The sequence below is a fragment of the SAR202 cluster bacterium genome, from assembly GCA_016872285.1.
GTDB lineage: Bacteria > Chloroflexota > Dehalococcoidia > Lucifugimonadales.
This window is the reverse complement of sequence record VGZZ01000059.1, coordinates 1-14161: the sequence shown is the minus strand read 5'-3', so window position 1 is coordinate 14161 and position 14161 is coordinate 1. Positions and strand designations below refer to the sequence as shown.

Annotated in this window: 16 protein-coding genes; 10 read left to right on the top strand and 6 right to left on the bottom strand. The window is 59.7% G+C overall.

What is annotated here, in order from left to right:
* Nucleotides 1–243 precede the first annotated feature (243 nt).
* The 4 genes from FJ320_11890 to FJ320_11875 all read right to left on the bottom strand — a co-directional run bounded on the left by FJ320_11890 (nucleotide 244) and on the right by FJ320_11875 (nucleotide 3027).
* On the bottom strand, nucleotides 244–477 hold the full coding sequence (locus FJ320_11890) for a hypothetical protein (protein ID MBM3926655.1): 234 nt from the start codon (nucleotides 475–477) through the stop codon (nucleotides 244–246).
* Between the two features lie 30 nt (nucleotides 478–507).
* On the bottom strand, nucleotides 508–1026 hold the full coding sequence (locus FJ320_11885; GenBank protein ID MBM3926654.1) for a universal stress protein: 519 nt from the start codon (nucleotides 1024–1026) through the stop codon (nucleotides 508–510).
* A 412-nt stretch (nucleotides 1027–1438) separates the two neighbouring features.
* Nucleotides 1439–1843, bottom strand: coding sequence for a Zn-ribbon domain-containing OB-fold protein (locus FJ320_11880; GenBank protein ID MBM3926653.1), 405 nt, complete (start codon nucleotides 1841–1843; stop codon nucleotides 1439–1441).
* A gap of 2 nt (nucleotides 1844–1845) precedes the next feature.
* Nucleotides 1846–3027 (bottom strand): thiolase, encoded by a 1182-nt coding sequence (locus FJ320_11875; protein ID MBM3926652.1) that lies wholly within the window; start codon nucleotides 3025–3027, stop codon nucleotides 1846–1848.
* 147 nt (nucleotides 3028–3174) lie between these two features.
* Between FJ320_11875 and FJ320_11870 the strand changes: the two genes are divergently transcribed.
* From FJ320_11870 to FJ320_11860, 3 genes are read left to right on the top strand one after another with little or no spacing between them, the layout of a single operon-like run.
* Nucleotides 3175–3393, top strand: coding sequence for a type II toxin-antitoxin system HicB family antitoxin (locus FJ320_11870; protein MBM3926651.1), 219 nt, complete (start codon nucleotides 3175–3177; stop codon nucleotides 3391–3393).
* Nucleotides 3394–3398: 5 nt separating this feature from the next.
* Nucleotides 3399–3584, top strand: a complete 186-nt coding sequence (locus FJ320_11865; protein MBM3926650.1) for a type II toxin-antitoxin system HicA family toxin — start codon at nucleotides 3399–3401, stop codon at nucleotides 3582–3584.
* Nucleotides 3585–3623: 39 nt separating this feature from the next.
* The gene (locus tag FJ320_11860) at nucleotides 3624–4445 is read left to right on the top strand and encodes a hypothetical protein (protein ID MBM3926649.1); all 822 of its coding nucleotides are present in this window, start codon (nucleotides 3624–3626) and stop codon (nucleotides 4443–4445) included.
* 74 nt (nucleotides 4446–4519) lie between these two features.
* Here FJ320_11860 and FJ320_11855 read toward each other — a convergent pair whose 3' ends face one another.
* Nucleotides 4520–5665, bottom strand: coding sequence for an amidohydrolase (locus FJ320_11855; protein MBM3926648.1), 1146 nt, complete (start codon nucleotides 5663–5665; stop codon nucleotides 4520–4522).
* A gap of 195 nt (nucleotides 5666–5860) precedes the next feature.
* On the opposite strand from FJ320_11855, the gene dinB reads away from it, so the two are divergent.
* The gene (gene dinB, locus FJ320_11850) at nucleotides 5861–7087 is read left to right on the top strand and encodes a DNA polymerase IV (protein MBM3926647.1); all 1227 of its coding nucleotides are present in this window, start codon (nucleotides 5861–5863) and stop codon (nucleotides 7085–7087) included.
* 129 nt (nucleotides 7088–7216) lie between these two features.
* On the opposite strand, the gene FJ320_11845 is transcribed toward dinB, so the two are convergent.
* Nucleotides 7217–8329, bottom strand: a complete 1113-nt coding sequence (locus tag FJ320_11845) for an acetamidase/formamidase family protein (protein MBM3926646.1) — start codon at nucleotides 8327–8329, stop codon at nucleotides 7217–7219.
* 184 nt (nucleotides 8330–8513) lie between these two features.
* Between FJ320_11845 and FJ320_11840 the strand changes: the two genes are divergently transcribed.
* From FJ320_11840 to FJ320_11815, 6 genes are all read left to right on the top strand, one after another.
* Nucleotides 8514–10817 carry a DUF4040 domain-containing protein gene (locus FJ320_11840; protein ID MBM3926645.1) on the top strand — a complete coding sequence of 768 codons (2304 nt, stop codon included), beginning with the start codon at nucleotides 8514–8516 and terminating at the stop codon, nucleotides 10815–10817.
* Nucleotides 10818–11237 (top strand): hypothetical protein, encoded by a 420-nt coding sequence (locus tag FJ320_11835; protein ID MBM3926644.1) that lies wholly within the window; start codon nucleotides 10818–10820, stop codon nucleotides 11235–11237.
* Complete coding sequence (locus FJ320_11830; GenBank protein ID MBM3926643.1) at nucleotides 11237–11578, top strand: Na(+)/H(+) antiporter subunit C; 342 nt, start codon at nucleotides 11237–11239, stop codon at nucleotides 11576–11578. The genes FJ320_11835 and FJ320_11830 overlap by 1 nt, the downstream gene beginning before the upstream one ends.
* Complete coding sequence (locus FJ320_11825; protein ID MBM3926642.1) at nucleotides 11575–13065, top strand: Na+/H+ antiporter subunit D; 1491 nt, start codon at nucleotides 11575–11577, stop codon at nucleotides 13063–13065. Before FJ320_11830 ends, FJ320_11825 begins: the two co-directional genes overlap by 4 nt.
* The gene (locus FJ320_11820; GenBank protein MBM3926641.1) at nucleotides 13029–13574 is read left to right on the top strand and encodes a hypothetical protein; all 546 of its coding nucleotides are present in this window, start codon (nucleotides 13029–13031) and stop codon (nucleotides 13572–13574) included. The genes FJ320_11825 and FJ320_11820 overlap by 37 nt, the downstream gene beginning before the upstream one ends.
* Nucleotides 13575–13611: 37 nt before the next feature.
* Nucleotides 13612–14161: hypothetical protein (locus FJ320_11815; protein ID MBM3926640.1), on the top strand; the 550-nt coding region annotated here is incomplete at its 3' end.

Here is a 14161-nt window from a genome sequence, read left to right as displayed (position 1 = left end):
ATAGATACCGGCGCAGGGCCGTTGCCACGGGCCACGGAGGAGAGGAATATGAGGAGGAGGACTGGGGCTAGCAGAAGGAGGACCCAACCGGGTAACCTGAGAGTTAGCTTGCTCATTGGCCTTTGCTTTGCAAAGGCCAATTTTACCTCAATCAGGCAATGGGTGGAAGGATACTGCCGCCTCCAAAGGAGACGTTATTAGAGCAAAAGTATTCGTTTATCGATGCAGGAGGCGATGCGCCGGTCAGGCCCTGTCTTTGAGCTGGGTGACGCCGGCCATCTCGGCGCAGTTGGCACAGCAGAAGATGCGATTGTCCTTCTCGACGCCGTGGCCGATGACGCGGCAGCCGCAGTGGGTGCATTCCGGAGCCAGGGCATGGATAGCGCACTCGAAGCTATCGAAGGTATGGGTCTTGTCCTGTAGGGTCACTTGAAAGGTCTTGTCATAGTCGTTGCTGCAAACTTCGCAGCGTGCCATGGTGGGCCTCACTTTCCAGGGTATGCGAATTTATTTGTCCCTAGGGCGCACAAGGACCAAGGGTATGTCCAGGTTACGAAGAAGGTCTGAGGCGACCCTGCCGATGAATAGGCCTGGAAGGCCGGTGCGGGCGTGGGTGGCCATAAAGATGAAGTCGAAGCCCTGTTCGGTGGCGTAGTCCTTGATGGCGTCCTCAACCTTGTCTGAGCGGATGACCTTAGTTATAACGTTGTCGCTGTTTAGCTTGGCGCAGACTCCGCCAAGGTATTCTTGGGCTTCCTGGTCAAGCCGCTCATCGACCTGGCGATTAAGCTCGGGGTCCTGGACGCGATAGGTAGGGGCAGATTCCATATCGCCGAAGTTGCTTCGGAAGATGATGGGGTCTCTACCGGGGGGCTCCCAGGAGCGGGTGGAGGAGACGAGGGGACGGGAGTCTTCGATGACCTGCAGCAGGTGGACTTCCGTGCCGCGGCCATCCATCAATCGGCAGGCGGGGGCCAGGGCAGCTTCGGCGAATTGGGTACCATCTAAAGTGATCAGGATTTTCATGATACTCACCTCCCAACACCACACTTGAATTTTCTGAGCGGTCCTAAAGCCCCAAACGTTGGGTTACAGGCTTGGGACGGAATTTTTAAGAGGGGCCTAGATTAACAAATCGAAGACCAAACTGTTTCTACTGTTTGCTTAGGGTTAGCGATCGGAAACTCCCATCCCGACCCCCCTCCAACTCTCCTCCTCCAGGGGGAGAGGATGAGAAGGATGGATGCCTTATACCATTAGGTTAGCACTCGACCAAAAGAACGAATTGTTAAGGGGCTATATCTTATGGATATATTAGAATGCGATTTGCGTCAACATTACATAATGCAATTTTCACTAGGCTAAATGAATGGGAGCAAGGAAAAGGAAGAAGCCGCCAATTGGCGGCTTCTTCCTTTATATACACAGGTACAACGGGTCAGGCAGGTTTGAAGAAGGGGACGGAGACCTGGTCGGTGGCCTTGGTAAAGGTGACCTGGACGGGCATGCCGATTTTGACCTGTTTGGGGTCGCATTCCACGATGTTGGAGAACATCTTGACGCCTTCGTCCAACTCCACCAGGGCCAGGACGTAGGGGCCTTCATCGAAGCCGGGGGTGCGGTTCTGTCGGGTGACGGTGAAGGTCCAGACTTTTCCTTTGCCGGAGGCCTTGACCCATTTGATTTTGCCGGTGAAGCAGTTGGCGCAGATGCCTCGCGGGTACCACTGGTACTGCTTGCAGTCGTCGCAGCGCTGGATTAAGAGCTCGCCTCGGCGGGCGGCCTCCCAGAAGGGCAGGGTCTCGCCGACGAGGGCGGGCAGTGGTCGCTTCCAATCAGCCATAATTAGTCCCTCCCTAGAACTACGGTGCCGCCGCTGTGGCGTGCGCCGATGGTGCCGCCGGTGCCGTGGACTAGCGCAAGCTTGCAGTCCGGCACCTGGCGGGGCGTGCCTTTGAATTCGTGTCGAAGCTGGCGGGTAGCCTCTAATAATAGGAAGATGCCGCGCATGCCAGGGTGGTTGGAGGAGAGGCCGCCGCCGTCGGTGTTGATGGGGAGCTGGCCGCCGAGGGCGATGCGCCCGCCGGAGACAAAGTCTCCGCCCTCGCCCTTCTTGCAGAAGCCCAGGTCTTCCAGCGTCATGAGGACGGTGATGGTGAAAGAGTCGTAGACCATAGCCATGTCGAAGTCGTCATGCTTAACGCCGGCCATGCCGATGGCGCGGGGAGCGGTCTCGGAGGCGGCGAGGTACATGAGGTCGCGGCGGCCAGCGCCCTGGTGCTTGATACCTTCGGCCTGGCCGAGGACCCATACGGGGGTGTGCTTGGCCTGGCGGGCGACCTTGGGGGAGGCGACGACGACGGCGCCGCCGCCGTCGCTGATGACGCAGCAATCAAGGAGATGGAGTGGGTCGGAGATCATGCGAGAGTTAAGGACGTCTTGGGTGGTGATGGGATCTCGATACATGGCGTAGGGGTTGAGGCCGGCGTGCTTGCGCATGGTGACGGCAATCTCGGCCAGATGCTCAGGCTTGGTACCGTAGAGGTGCATGTGGCGCATAGCCAGCATGGCGTAGAGGCCGACGGTGGTGAAGCCGTAAAGCTCCTCGAAGCTGTCGGGCGAAGGGTTGAGCTTGGGCGGGCCGAGTCGCGCCGCGCCGCCGGTGCCGATGGAGATGCCGCCGGAGCGAGGGAGGGTACAGTAGGTGATGACGGCGACGTCAATGATACCGGCGTGGATGGCGGCGAGGGCGTGGCCTAGATGGAACTCGAAGGATGCGCCGCCGACGGAGGTGTCGTCGGCATATTTGGGGGAGAGGTCCAGGTAGTCGCAGAGGGGGATGCTGGGCATTCGGACGCCCATGGAAGAGGAGAAGACCGCGTCCACGTCCTTTTTGGAGAGGCCGGCGTCTTCCAGGGCCTTGATGATGCATTCGGCCTGGATGAGGAGCTCGCTTTTGTCGGGGGCGTAGCGAGCGGGGTGCTCGTAAATGCCGACGATGGCGGCGGCTTTGCGGAGGTCAGGCATGAAGACTCCTTGGTCGGTTGTGGGGGACGTGAAAATGATAGGGAGGGCCGGATAGGGTGTCAATGGGGAAGCGGTTCACCGACTGTAATGCAGAATAAATGGCTATGATATGATTTCCGCAGGAGAAGAAGTTAGGAGTAGCGGTGCATGACGATGACGTTTTCGGCTGTCTATGAACGAGATGGCGATTGGTGGATTGGATGGGTAGAAGAACTACCCGGGGCTAATACTCAAGGCCGCACCTTGGAGGAAGCGCGGGAGAATCTCAAGGAGGCTGTGGCCATGGTGCTAGCTGCCAATCGTGAGCTGGCGCACAAAACCGAACAAGGGCGCGAGGTAATCAGGGAGGAGATCGTTATTTCCTAATAGTAATGAAGCGGCGCGCACTTATTAGACATTTGCTAGCGCAAGGCTGTGTGTTTCTCCGAGAAGGAGCAAAGCACAGCCTTTATTTTAATCCTAAAAACCAGCGAACGTCTGCTATTCCTGGGCACACTGAAATAGCGGAACGACTAGCGCGGAAAATATGCCGAGATCTAAGCGTAGATGCTCCCTAAGATAATTATTTACTACATTGAGGGGCTATGGATAGTAAGTTGCCAAAGCTAAAGGACGGCGAGCAGACGGTCTACTTTAAGGCTGGAGGCGAGTGGTGTTTTCTTCGAACGCCAAAGGACTATCGGGCTTCGGAGGCTGCTGGGAATGCTGTGCCGTGCCTCATTCGGTGTCGTGGGTTGGGGAATTTTGTGAAGGAAAGGGAGAGCGATTGGGAGAAGTCGGCTTATCACAGACCGCTTATTGATTTTCTGGTGGGGCAGGGTTACGCGGTGGCGGGGTCCGACCTGACGGGGGACCACTGGGGAAGGCCGTCGGCGGTGGCGGCCAATGTGTCGCTTTATGAGACGCTGATGGAGAACTGCAACATCGATGGCAGCCGTGTGGGGATGCTGAACGCGGGGGGCCGTGGAGCGATGGTGCTGTGGAATACGGCCATCGGCCCGCTGCTAGGGAAGGTACGGGCGGTGGCGCTGACCCATGCGGTGGTGTCGCTGGAGAGCATGGCGCCGCATCGACGGGAGCTGATATGCGAGGCCTATGGCATGTCGAAGGACACGCCGCTGGATGTGGTGGTGTCGGCGACGGCGGGGCACGACCCGCTGGCGCAGACCCGGCTGATGATTCAGGCTAGTGGTGAGGCGATTGTTAAGTCGCTGCCTAAGGTGGCGATTTTTCATGGGGACAGGGACCCGCAGGTGCCGTTTGAGAAGAACGCGCTGGCGCTGGCGAAGCTACTGAGCGACAACGGGGCGACGGTGGCGGTAACGGGATATTATGGGATGGGGCACGATCTCCATGCCAGGGGGGAACCGACGCCGCAGGTGCTGTATGACTTTTTCCGGAGGGCGTTTGAAGCCTGAATCATCGTTTGCCGACTGATAAAAGAAAAGGCCCTCCAAATGCATTTGGAGGGCCTTTTCAAATTCCAGAGGGGCTACTTTTTGCCGTTAAGCAGACGAGGGCCGTAGAGGCGGATGGAGTTGTCCCAAAAAATCTTGCGTTTGGAGCTATCGGGCAGGGGTTGGGCGATCATCTGGGGGACAGGCTCGGAGGGGTTGGGGGCGTCAGCATGGGGGTAGTCGGTGTTGAAGACCACAGCTTCGTCACCGATGTGCTCGACGGTGGACTTGAGGGTTGGCTCGTCGGCGTCGGCGGCGATGAAGCACTGGCGGTGGAAGTACTCGAAGGGGGAGGCCTTCAGGGGCTCGGCGTCGAAGGTGACGGCTTGGCGGCCCTCAACGCACTTTTCGAGGCGGTTGAGCCAGAAGGGGACCCAGCCGGCGTTGCCTTCCAGGAAAGAGAGGCGCAGGGTGGGATATCGGTCCAGGATACCGGAGAGCATGAAGTGGCCCATGGCGATCATGTCTTCGACGGAGAAGTTAATGGCGTGATGGAGGGCGATAAAGGGGCCGCCCATGCTGTCATAGCGGGCGAAGGAGGCGGGCTCGCCGCTCATGGACTGGTTGCCGTGGATGGAGATGGGGAAGTCCAGGTCGATGGCGGCCTGCCAGAGGGGGTCGTAATCAGGCTGGTGCCACATACGGCCCGGGGCGGCGGTCTCGATGACGACAGAGACGGCGCCGAGCTGGTCCACGGCGCGTCGGGCCTCTTTGGCAGACTCGCCGGGGTCACCGCCTGGGAGGGCAGCGACAAATTTGACCCGGTCGGGGGCGCCGGAGCAGAAGTCGTGGGCCCAGTTGTTGAAGCCGCGCACCAAGGAGGCGCCGTACTGGAGGTCTTTGCGGGAGAGGAGGGAGCCGAGGAATCCGTTGGTAGCGAGACAGACCTGGATATCCCAGCCAAAGGTGTCCATGTCGATAAGACGGCTCTCCAGGCTCCACCAGGAACGCCAGGCATGGCCGTACTTCTGCTCCATGGTCTTGTACCGTTTGGATCCGGAGATGATCTTGGACCTGGTGAAGAGGACGCCGTCTTCCTTATACCGCATGCGGGCGCGGCCGTCGTACTCGGTGACGATGGGACGGCGGTTATAAAATTCAGGGTCGATATAGCGGTCCCAGATGTCGATGGGCTCGAAGAAGTGGGCGTCGGCGTCGATGATTTTGTAGCCTTGGTACATAGGGGCCTCCCTTTAACGGCCGTCTAACAAGGGTTCTATCACTGGCGAGGGGTGGTGTCAATCAGCAGAGGCAACGGTCAAAGAACCAGCAGGCAGGCGGGTTGACAAGCACAACAAATGTTCTAAAATAAGAGCTGTCGACACCTAAGTCCCTTGCTATGCCCGATCCCAGACGATTGGGAGAAAGGAGGGGTGATGGAGCAGCCCAGGGTGTTCCACATGGACCTGGACGCTTTCTTCGTCGCGGTGGAGAGGGCGCACGATCCGTCGTTGGTAGGGAAGGCAGTGGTGGTGGGCGGGGAGGCCAACAGCCGAGGGGTGGTGACCTGCGCGTCATATGAGGCGAGGCCCTACGGCTTGAGGGCGGGGATGCCGCTGACGCAGGCGTACAAGCTGTGTCCTCACGCGATATATCTGGTGGGGCGGTACGAGCGGTATTCGGAGGTGTCGGATAAGTTTTTGAAGATGCTAGGGGAGTACAGCCCGTTCATTGAGCCTCTGGGGATGGACGAGGCGTATATGGATATGACAGGGTTCGAGAGGCTTTACGGGCCGCTGGTAAAAGTAGCGAGGGAGATAAAAGAGCGGGTGCGGAAGGAGCTGAAGGTGGTGGTGTCGGTGGGGATAGGGTCGTCCAAGATTACAGCCAAGGTGGCCAGCGACCGGGGGAAGCCCGACGGGCTGGTGGAGGTGCTGCCCGGGGAGGACGCGCGGTTCCTGGCGCCGCTGGAGTTGGAGGACTTGCCGGGGGTAGGGGAACGGACGGCGCAGACGCTTCGCGTGAAGTTGGGGGTGAAGACGGTGGGGGAGGTGGCACGGCTGCCGGAGACGGCGCTGCGCCGGACGTTTGGGGCCTGGGGGGACCTGCTGCATCGCTGGGCCAACGGCATCGATCACGCGCCGGTGCAGGGGCCGATGGCGCCGAAGTCGATAGGCAGGTCAACCACATTTCATAAAGATACTCGAGAGGTGGACTTTATACTGGCGACGCTGCGGTATTTGACGGAGCGGGTGGGGAACGAGCTGCGGAAGGAGCAGAAGAAGGCTCGGCGGGTGAGCGCGACGGTGCGGTTTTCCGACTTTGAGACCATCGGCCACCAGGTGACGCTGAAGACGCCGATATGCCACGACCAGGGGCTGTATGAGGCGGCGGAGTCGATAGTGCTGCGGACGCTCAAGGAGCGGAAAATGATGGTGCGGCTGGTAGGAGTGAGCGTGGGGGAGCTGGTGGAAGAGGCGTTGCAGGGGAGCCTGTTCAGAGGCGAGGAGGAGCGGTGGCTGGAGCTGTCCAGGGCCTTTGACAAGGCGAGGGAGAAGTACGGGTTCCCGTCGCTGCAGACGGGGCGGACGTTCAGCCTGGCGGAGCATTATCCGGAGGATAGGCGGGGGTATATTTTGAAGACGGCGTCGCTGAGCAGGTGAGGGTACGGGAAGAAGGCGAGGCGACCTTGCCGCCTAGAGAAATGGCGGTAGGTCGAGGAGGAAAAGTCGTAGGGCCGCCACGATACATCGTAGCGGCCCTACTTGTGTGATGCGGATAGAGGGCGATGGTTACTTGGTGAAGATGTCTTCTGAGAGGAGGGCGGAGACGGTGTAGTTGGGGACGTCCACCACGTTGCTGATGCGTAGGTCGGCGGCCACGGAGCAGATGCAGTAGGCTTGCTCTTTAGAGTAGCCGCGCTCCTGAAGGAGGTCGATCATGTTGAGGACGGCGTTGCGGGCCGCCAGGGTCACGTCCTCGCCCTGGTTGGAGCCGTCGGGCTTGATGGGCATACCCATGGTGGCGATGAAGCGCTGGGGCGCGGCGAATTTGGCATCGACGAAGTAGGAGCGGCGAGAGAATCGAGGCCACTGGATGTTCTTTGCCTTGGCCTCGCCCTTATAGACCTTGAACTTGACGGCGCAGGTGGCGGCCATCTCGACGGCGGTGACGCAGACCTCGCCGTCGCCCTGGGCGAAGTGGCCGTCGCCGGTGGAGAAGAGGGCGCCATCCACAGCCACGGGGAGGTACAGCTTGGAGCCTTTGGAGAGCTGCTTCACATCAAAGTTGCCGCCGTTCTCTCGAGGGGGGAGGGTGCGGAGGCCGTCTTTGGCGGCGGGGCCGGAGGCAGGGACGGAGCCGCCCGGGTCGGGAGGGAAGACAAAACCGCCGCGCTTGATGAGGTCGGCTTCACGCTTGGTCCAGGACTTGACCTGATTAAGAGAGGGCGCAACGCCGGAGACGCCCATGAAGGATGCGCCGGGGATTTTTACGTTGGGGAGCTGCTTAGAGGTGGCGAAGCCGTCGGCGATTTTCCAGTGGACCATGAAGGGGGTGGTGAAGACGTCCCGCAGGAATCCGAGGCCGGGCATGATGCAGGTAAAGGCCCAGGGCTGGGGGATGATGTCCACGAAGTCGACTTCCAGGAGGTCGCCGGGCTCAGCGCCCTTGACATAAACGGGGCCGGTGAGTGGGTGGACGTAGCCGGCGTTGATATTGCCGAAGTCTTTTTCGGTGCTTTTAGGGTTAAGCTGGCCGTCCAGGGCGTCGCGGGTCTCGAGGACGACTTCTTCGCCCTGGTCGGCCTCGACGACGGGCGGGATGTCAGGGTGCCACCGGTTATGGCCGGTCTTGGGTTCCTGGGCCAGGGACTTTTTCCGGTTAATCTTGATTTCCTTCACAATTTCCTCCCCTTTGCTTCGCGCAGGGTTTGGCCCTGGGGCGATGGTAAGTGAGGCCGATATTAAAGATGGGGAGTAGGGGTGTCAAGAAACGGGCACAAAGGGGGCAACTGACGGAAATTGATGCTCAAGAGGCTTCTTGGGGTAGAGGCCACCTGATAGACTAATCTGAGTCTACGTTACATAAATGCTGCCAATATTCTTTGCACTACCCGCGGGCGCCGGCATAGCGGCGCCTTTTCTGCCAAAGGCGCTGCAAGAGCGGCTTGGGTGGCTATCGGCAATGGTGACGGCGGCGCTCTTTGGGCTGGCGCTGGCTTACCTGCCCCGGATAGCCGACGGCGGATTTGTCCATTTCAGCTATGGATGGGTGGGCGACGCCGGCGTAAACTTCTCCTTCCTGCTCGATGGGTATTCCATGTTCTTCACGCTTCTGGTGGCGGGTATGGGCACGCTGATCTTCTTCTACTCGCAAGAGTACATGGCGCAGCACCCGCACAGGCTCAAGTTCTACGCATGGATGCTGGTGTTCACGGGGTCAATGCTGGGGCTGGTGACGTCGTCCAACTTGATGGTGCTGTATGTGTTCTGGGAAGCGACAACGATAAGCTCCTTCTTTTTAATAGGGCTTTCGGACAAAGAAGAGGAGTCGCGAGCTAACGCGGTGCAGGCGCTGGTGATCACAAGTTTGGGCGGGCTGGCGATGCTGGCAGGGTTCCTACTTATATATGCAGAGGTGGGGACTTTTGAGCTTCCCGAGATATTTGCAAGGGCTGACGTTTTAAGGGACAGCGCGTTGGCAGTACCCATTGCGGTACTGGTGGGCCTGGGGGTGGTGACCAAGTCGGCTATGGTACCGTTCCACACATGGCTGCCGTCAGCCATGGTGGCGCCGACGCCGGTGAGCGCCTATCTTCACTCGGCGACGATGGTGAAGGCCGGCGTTTTCCTGGCGGCTCGGATGACTCCTGTATTTACAGGGATGCCGGAGTGGGAGGGGATGCTGGTAGGTATGGGTCTGGTGACGCTGGTGGTGGGTGGGGTGCTGGCGCTGCGGCAGACAGACCTGAAGGCGCTGCTGGCGTATTCAACGGTGAGCCAGCTAGGGATGATGATGGCGCTGTACGGTCTGGGCACTGAGCTGGCGGCGGCCGCGGCGACGCTGCATTTGATGAGTCATGCGGCCTTTAAGGGGGCAATGTTCTTAATTGTAGGGGCGGTGGAGCACGGCACGGGTACTCGAAACCTGGAGAGGCTGGGCGGGCTGGCGGCGGCGATGCCGGCGCTGGCGACGCTGGCGGCGGTGGCGGCGCTGTCGTCTGGAGGGGTACCGCCTTTGAACGGGTTTGTGAGCAAGGAGGCGATGCTGGGGGCGTCGCTGGAGGCGGAGGGGTGGAGAGAGTGGGGGGTGACGACGACGCTGGTGATGGGAAGCGTCGTCACACTGGCCTACTCGCTCAGGTTCCTGATTGGGACGTTCTTTGGACACGCGAGAGACGCGGACGTTCACCCACATAATCCATCGTTGGGACTGTTAATGCCTATAGGCGTGCTGGCGGCGACGATGGTGGTTCTGGGAGTATATCCGGCGCTGACGGAGGGGACACTGATGAGCCCGGCGGTGTCGGCGGTGACACAGCAGCTTGTGCATGTGGATCTGGGCCTGTGGCATGGGGTGACGAGGCCGCTGACGCTAAGCATAGCAATAATAGCTGCGGGCGTTTCCACATATATAGTAATGGACGCAGTAAATGAGATGCTGACACCGGTGACGGCGCGGCGTACCTTCGAGAGGGTGTACGGTGGGGCGGTGGAATGGGTGGAGAGTGGACTGCCTAGACTGTTCTGGCATTTACAGAACGGCGATTTAAGGGTGTACGTGGCGGCGATAATCCTTTTCGCGATGGGGCTGACGGCGCTGGCGGCAACGAGGGTGACGTCTATACCGCTGTCGGATTTGTTCGAAGGCGTAGACCCGGGGGTACTGGACTACGTGCTGGCGACGCTACTGGCGGCGGCAGGTGTAACGATGATTTTCCGGCGAGGGAGGCTGGAGTCGGTCATCAACCTTGGGTTTGTGGGGATGCTAGTGGTGTCGGTGTTTGCGCTGTACAGCGCGCCGGACCTAGCGCTGACGCAGGTGCTGGTGGAGCTGGTGATGGTGCTGCTGTTTGTGCTGGGCTTTAGAAAGATGCTGAGGGTCTTTCATGTAAGCAAAAAGATCACGACGGTGGGAATGCAGGCGGCGGTGTCTGTGGCGTTTGGGGCGTTTGTGGCGCTAATACTGCTGGCGGTGCTGGTGACGCCGCAGCACCCATCGATAGCGCCTTATTTTCTGGAGCAGGCTCCGGAGGGGGGCCATTCCAAAAATGTGGTGAACAGCATTCTCATCGACTTTCGAGGATACGATACTTTGGGAGAGATAACGGTGATCGCGCTGGCGGCTTTGGCGGCTTATGCTATTGTCCGGGCGATAAAGGAGAGAAGTTAGATGGACAGAGGGCCGCTGCTCCGGACGGTGGCGTCGCTGATGCTGCCATTCCTGGCTGTGCTGGCGCTTTACTTGCTGCTGAACGGGCACAACCGGGCAGGGGGAGGGTTCATAGCTGGGGTTTTGATGTCAGGGGCGCTGGCGATGCAGTTCATGGCCCACGGGTACGAGTCGGTGCCGAGGTTCCTGAGGCTGCCGTACCGGGGGTTCATGGCGGTGGGGATTGGGGTGTCAATTGTGGTGGGAACCATAGCATTGGTGAAGGGCTATCCGTTCCTGACCAGCTTCCATAGTTCAGTCCTGGTGCCGGTATTGGATATAGAGATGGAGTTTGCGCTGGCGCAGGCTTTCGACGCGGGAATATTTCTGCTGGTGGTGGGAGGGATGATGACGGCGATGCTGGCGTTGAGGGAGGGGTGATGGAGCTGCCGCTGGCGGTAGGGATAGGGGCGCTGGCCTCGGCAGGGCTGTTCCTGCTGCTACAACGGAGCGTGCTCAAGGCGGTGTTCGGGCTGTTCTTGATTTCGCACGCCGCCAACCTAACGATTCTAACGGTAGGGCGCTTGAGGAAGGGGGCGGTGCCGATTGCGGGTGAGGATGGGCAGGGGCAGGTGTTTACGGACCCTCTGGTGCAGGCGCTGATCCTGACGGCCATAGTCATTGGCTTTGGGGTGGCGGCGTTTTTGCTGACGCTGACGGTACAGGCCCACAAGGAAATCGGGAGCGACGATCTGGATGACATGCGAGAAATAAGAGGATGAAGGATTTCCTGGCCGCCGCCCCACTAATTGTGCCGCTAGCAGGGGGGGTGCTGCTCATTGCCACGTGGGGGAGGGTAGGCCTAGCGCGGGCGGTAAGCGTCATGGCATCGCTGGCGGCATCGGGACTGGGGTTTTATTCGCTTTATGAAGTGCGGCAGGAAGGGATCTTTGTAACAACGCTAGGGGACTGGCCGGGGCCTTTCGGCATCGTGCTGGTGTCGGACGTGCTTAGCACATTGATGGTAGGGGTCACGGGGCTGATGGCGGCGGTCAGCTTCCTGTTCACCATGGCGGCGCATGAACGGTGGCAGGAGAGGTACATCTATCCATTCATGCTTTTGTTGCTGGCGGGGGTCAACGGTGCATTTATCACGGGGGACCTATTTAACCTCTTTGTGTTCTTTGAGGTGACGCTGCTTTCGTCCTACGCGCTGATGGCTATTGGCGCCAGGCGGCTGCAGATGGAGGCGGCCTTCAAATATGTAGTAATCAATGTCATATCGTCGGTGTTCTTGCTGGTGGGCGTGGGCCTGCTATATGGCCAGCTGGGAACGCTGAACATGGCGCATCTGGCGATTAGGGCGGAGACGGCGGGGGACTCCGCCATGGTAACGACGGTGGGGGTGCTGCTGATTGTGGCTTTTGGAATCAAGGCGGCGATAGTGCCGTTGCATTTCTGGCTGCCTGGGGCATACAGCTATATTCCATGGAGCGTGGCGGCGTTCTTTGGGGCGGTGCTGACCAAGGTGGGCGTCTATGCCATGATCCGGGTGTTCGGGCTAATTCTTGACCATGACGTGGACTTTTTCCAGCCGCTGCTGTTGTCGCTGGCGGGGGTGAGCATGGTTGTGGGGGGGTTGGGAGCGGTGGCGCAAAAGGAGATACGGAAGGTGCTGACCTGGGATATAGTGAGCCAGGTGGGGTTCATGGTTATGGGGCTGGGGTTGTACAGCGCCGGCGGGATGTCTGCGGCGATATTTTTTATGGCGCAGTACATGCCGATAAAGCTGGCGCTGTTTTTGACGGCGGGATGGGTGGAGAAGATGAGGGGCACGGAGGAGATGAAAAAGCTGGGCGGGTTAGCGAGGCTGTACCCGCTGGCGTCGGCGCTGTTCCTGCTGCCGGCGCTGTCGCTGGCGGGGGTGCCGCCGCTGTCCGGGTTCTGGGGGAAGTTCTTTCTGCTGCAGGCCGGATTTGAGGCCGAGCAGTACGCCGTCGCGGCGGCTGCGGTGGGGACCAGCCTGGTGACGCTTTATGTGATGATAAAGATGTGGGGGCAGGTGTACTGGGGAGAGCCGCGGGAGCAAATCGAAGCCTTGCCCAAGTCGAACCTCATACTACTGGGGCCTATAGTGCTAGCGGTGCTAATGGGAGCGGCGCTGATATTTGGGGCGTCGTGGTTACATGACATAACGAACGAGGGAGCGGCGTCTATAGTTGACCCTAGAGAATATATAGAGGCCGTAGACCTGGCGGTGACGGATTGACGGTCAGAGCAATAGTATTTATTGGCCTTATTGTATGCCTTTGGGTGTTCCTAGGGCTGACCCTGGAGTGGGTGTCGGCGCTGGCGGGACTGGCTATGGGTGTGGTGGTGTACATTGGGCTAAAGCGGACGGTTCTGCAACGAGTGTTCTCGGCCGGCGGCATAAGCTGGAAGAGTCCGATAGAGATAGGGGCGGCGATGGTTGGGTACACCTGGGCGGTGGTGGTGTCCAACCTTCAGGTAGCCCTGCTTACAGTGTCGTGGCGACGGCCAATGAGATCGGCCATTGTCAGGCTGTACACAGGGGAGATGGGAGAGCTGGAGCAGTCTGTTTTGGCCAACTCGATAACCCTAACGCCGGGCACTATTGTGTTGGACTTCTCGCCGGACCGCCGCTGGCTGTACGTTCACGTGCTGGACGCGGCAAACTCGGAAGAGGCGCATCGCCAATTGGACCAGCATTTGCGAAAGCATTTTGAAGGAGGGCTGCGATGGTGGAGATTGCTCTAGACGCAGCGCTGGGATTTCTGGGGGCGTCGCTGGCAGTGTGCCTGATACGTCTATTAAAGGGGCCGTCGCTGGCGGACAGGCTGCTGGCGTCGGAGACGGCGACGATGGTGGTGGTGGCGCTGGCCGCGACGCTTTCAGTGCGATCTTCCCTAGAATTTTTCGTCACGGTGCCGGTGGTGACGGCGTTAGGGCTTATTTCCGGCATCGCGGTGGCCAAGTATATGGTGAAAGGGAGGCCCTTTTAGTGGATATCGCGGACAAAATAGGGGCAGTGTTGATAGCCGCGGGGTCGGCCTGGGTGTTCTTGGGCGCCTTAGGGCTGCTGCGGTTTCCCGACGTTTACACGCGACTTCACGGGGCGGGCCTCTCTTCGACGGCGGGCATAACTATGATATTGCTGGGTGTGACCGCCTATTTCTCGACTCGCCAGCCTGCCATAAGCCTTCTGTCGACCTTGGCCCTGTTTTTTATACTTCTTGGAGGCCCGGTGACAACGACGGCGATAGGGTGGATGGCCCATAGGACTCAGACGCCGGCGCACCAGGAGCAGCTAACGGACGAGCTGGAGGAGGATGACGCGAAGCATG

Excerpts from the sequence above, each read along its gene's own strand:
- FJ320_11890 (MBM3926655.1), bottom strand. The coding sequence starts at position 477 with ATGGCACGCTGCGAAGTTTGCAGCAACGACTATGACAAGACCTTTCAA.
- FJ320_11885 (MBM3926654.1), bottom strand. The coding sequence starts at position 1,026 with ATGAAAATCCTGATCACTTTAGATGGTACCCAATTCGCCGAAGCTGCC.
- FJ320_11880 (MBM3926653.1), bottom strand. The coding sequence starts at position 1,843 with ATGGCTGATTGGAAGCGACCACTGCCCGCCCTCGTCGGCGAGACCCTG.
- FJ320_11875 (MBM3926652.1), bottom strand. The coding sequence starts at position 3,027 with ATGCCTGACCTCCGCAAAGCCGCCGCCATCGTCGGCATTTACGAGCAC.
- FJ320_11870 (MBM3926651.1), top strand. The coding sequence starts at position 3,175 with ATGACGATGACGTTTTCGGCTGTCTATGAACGAGATGGCGATTGGTGG.
- FJ320_11865 (MBM3926650.1), top strand. The coding sequence starts at position 3,399 with ATGAAGCGGCGCGCACTTATTAGACATTTGCTAGCGCAAGGCTGTGTG.
- FJ320_11855 (MBM3926648.1), bottom strand. The coding sequence starts at position 5,665 with ATGTACCAAGGCTACAAAATCATCGACGCCGACGCCCACTTCTTCGAG.
- dinB (MBM3926647.1), top strand. The coding sequence starts at position 5,861 with ATGGAGCAGCCCAGGGTGTTCCACATGGACCTGGACGCTTTCTTCGTC.
- FJ320_11840 (MBM3926645.1), top strand. The coding sequence starts at position 8,514 with ATGCTGCCAATATTCTTTGCACTACCCGCGGGCGCCGGCATAGCGGCG.
- FJ320_11835 (MBM3926644.1), top strand. The coding sequence starts at position 10,818 with ATGGACAGAGGGCCGCTGCTCCGGACGGTGGCGTCGCTGATGCTGCCA.
- FJ320_11830 (MBM3926643.1), top strand. The coding sequence starts at position 11,237 with ATGGAGCTGCCGCTGGCGGTAGGGATAGGGGCGCTGGCCTCGGCAGGG.
- FJ320_11825 (MBM3926642.1), top strand. The coding sequence starts at position 11,575 with ATGAAGGATTTCCTGGCCGCCGCCCCACTAATTGTGCCGCTAGCAGGG.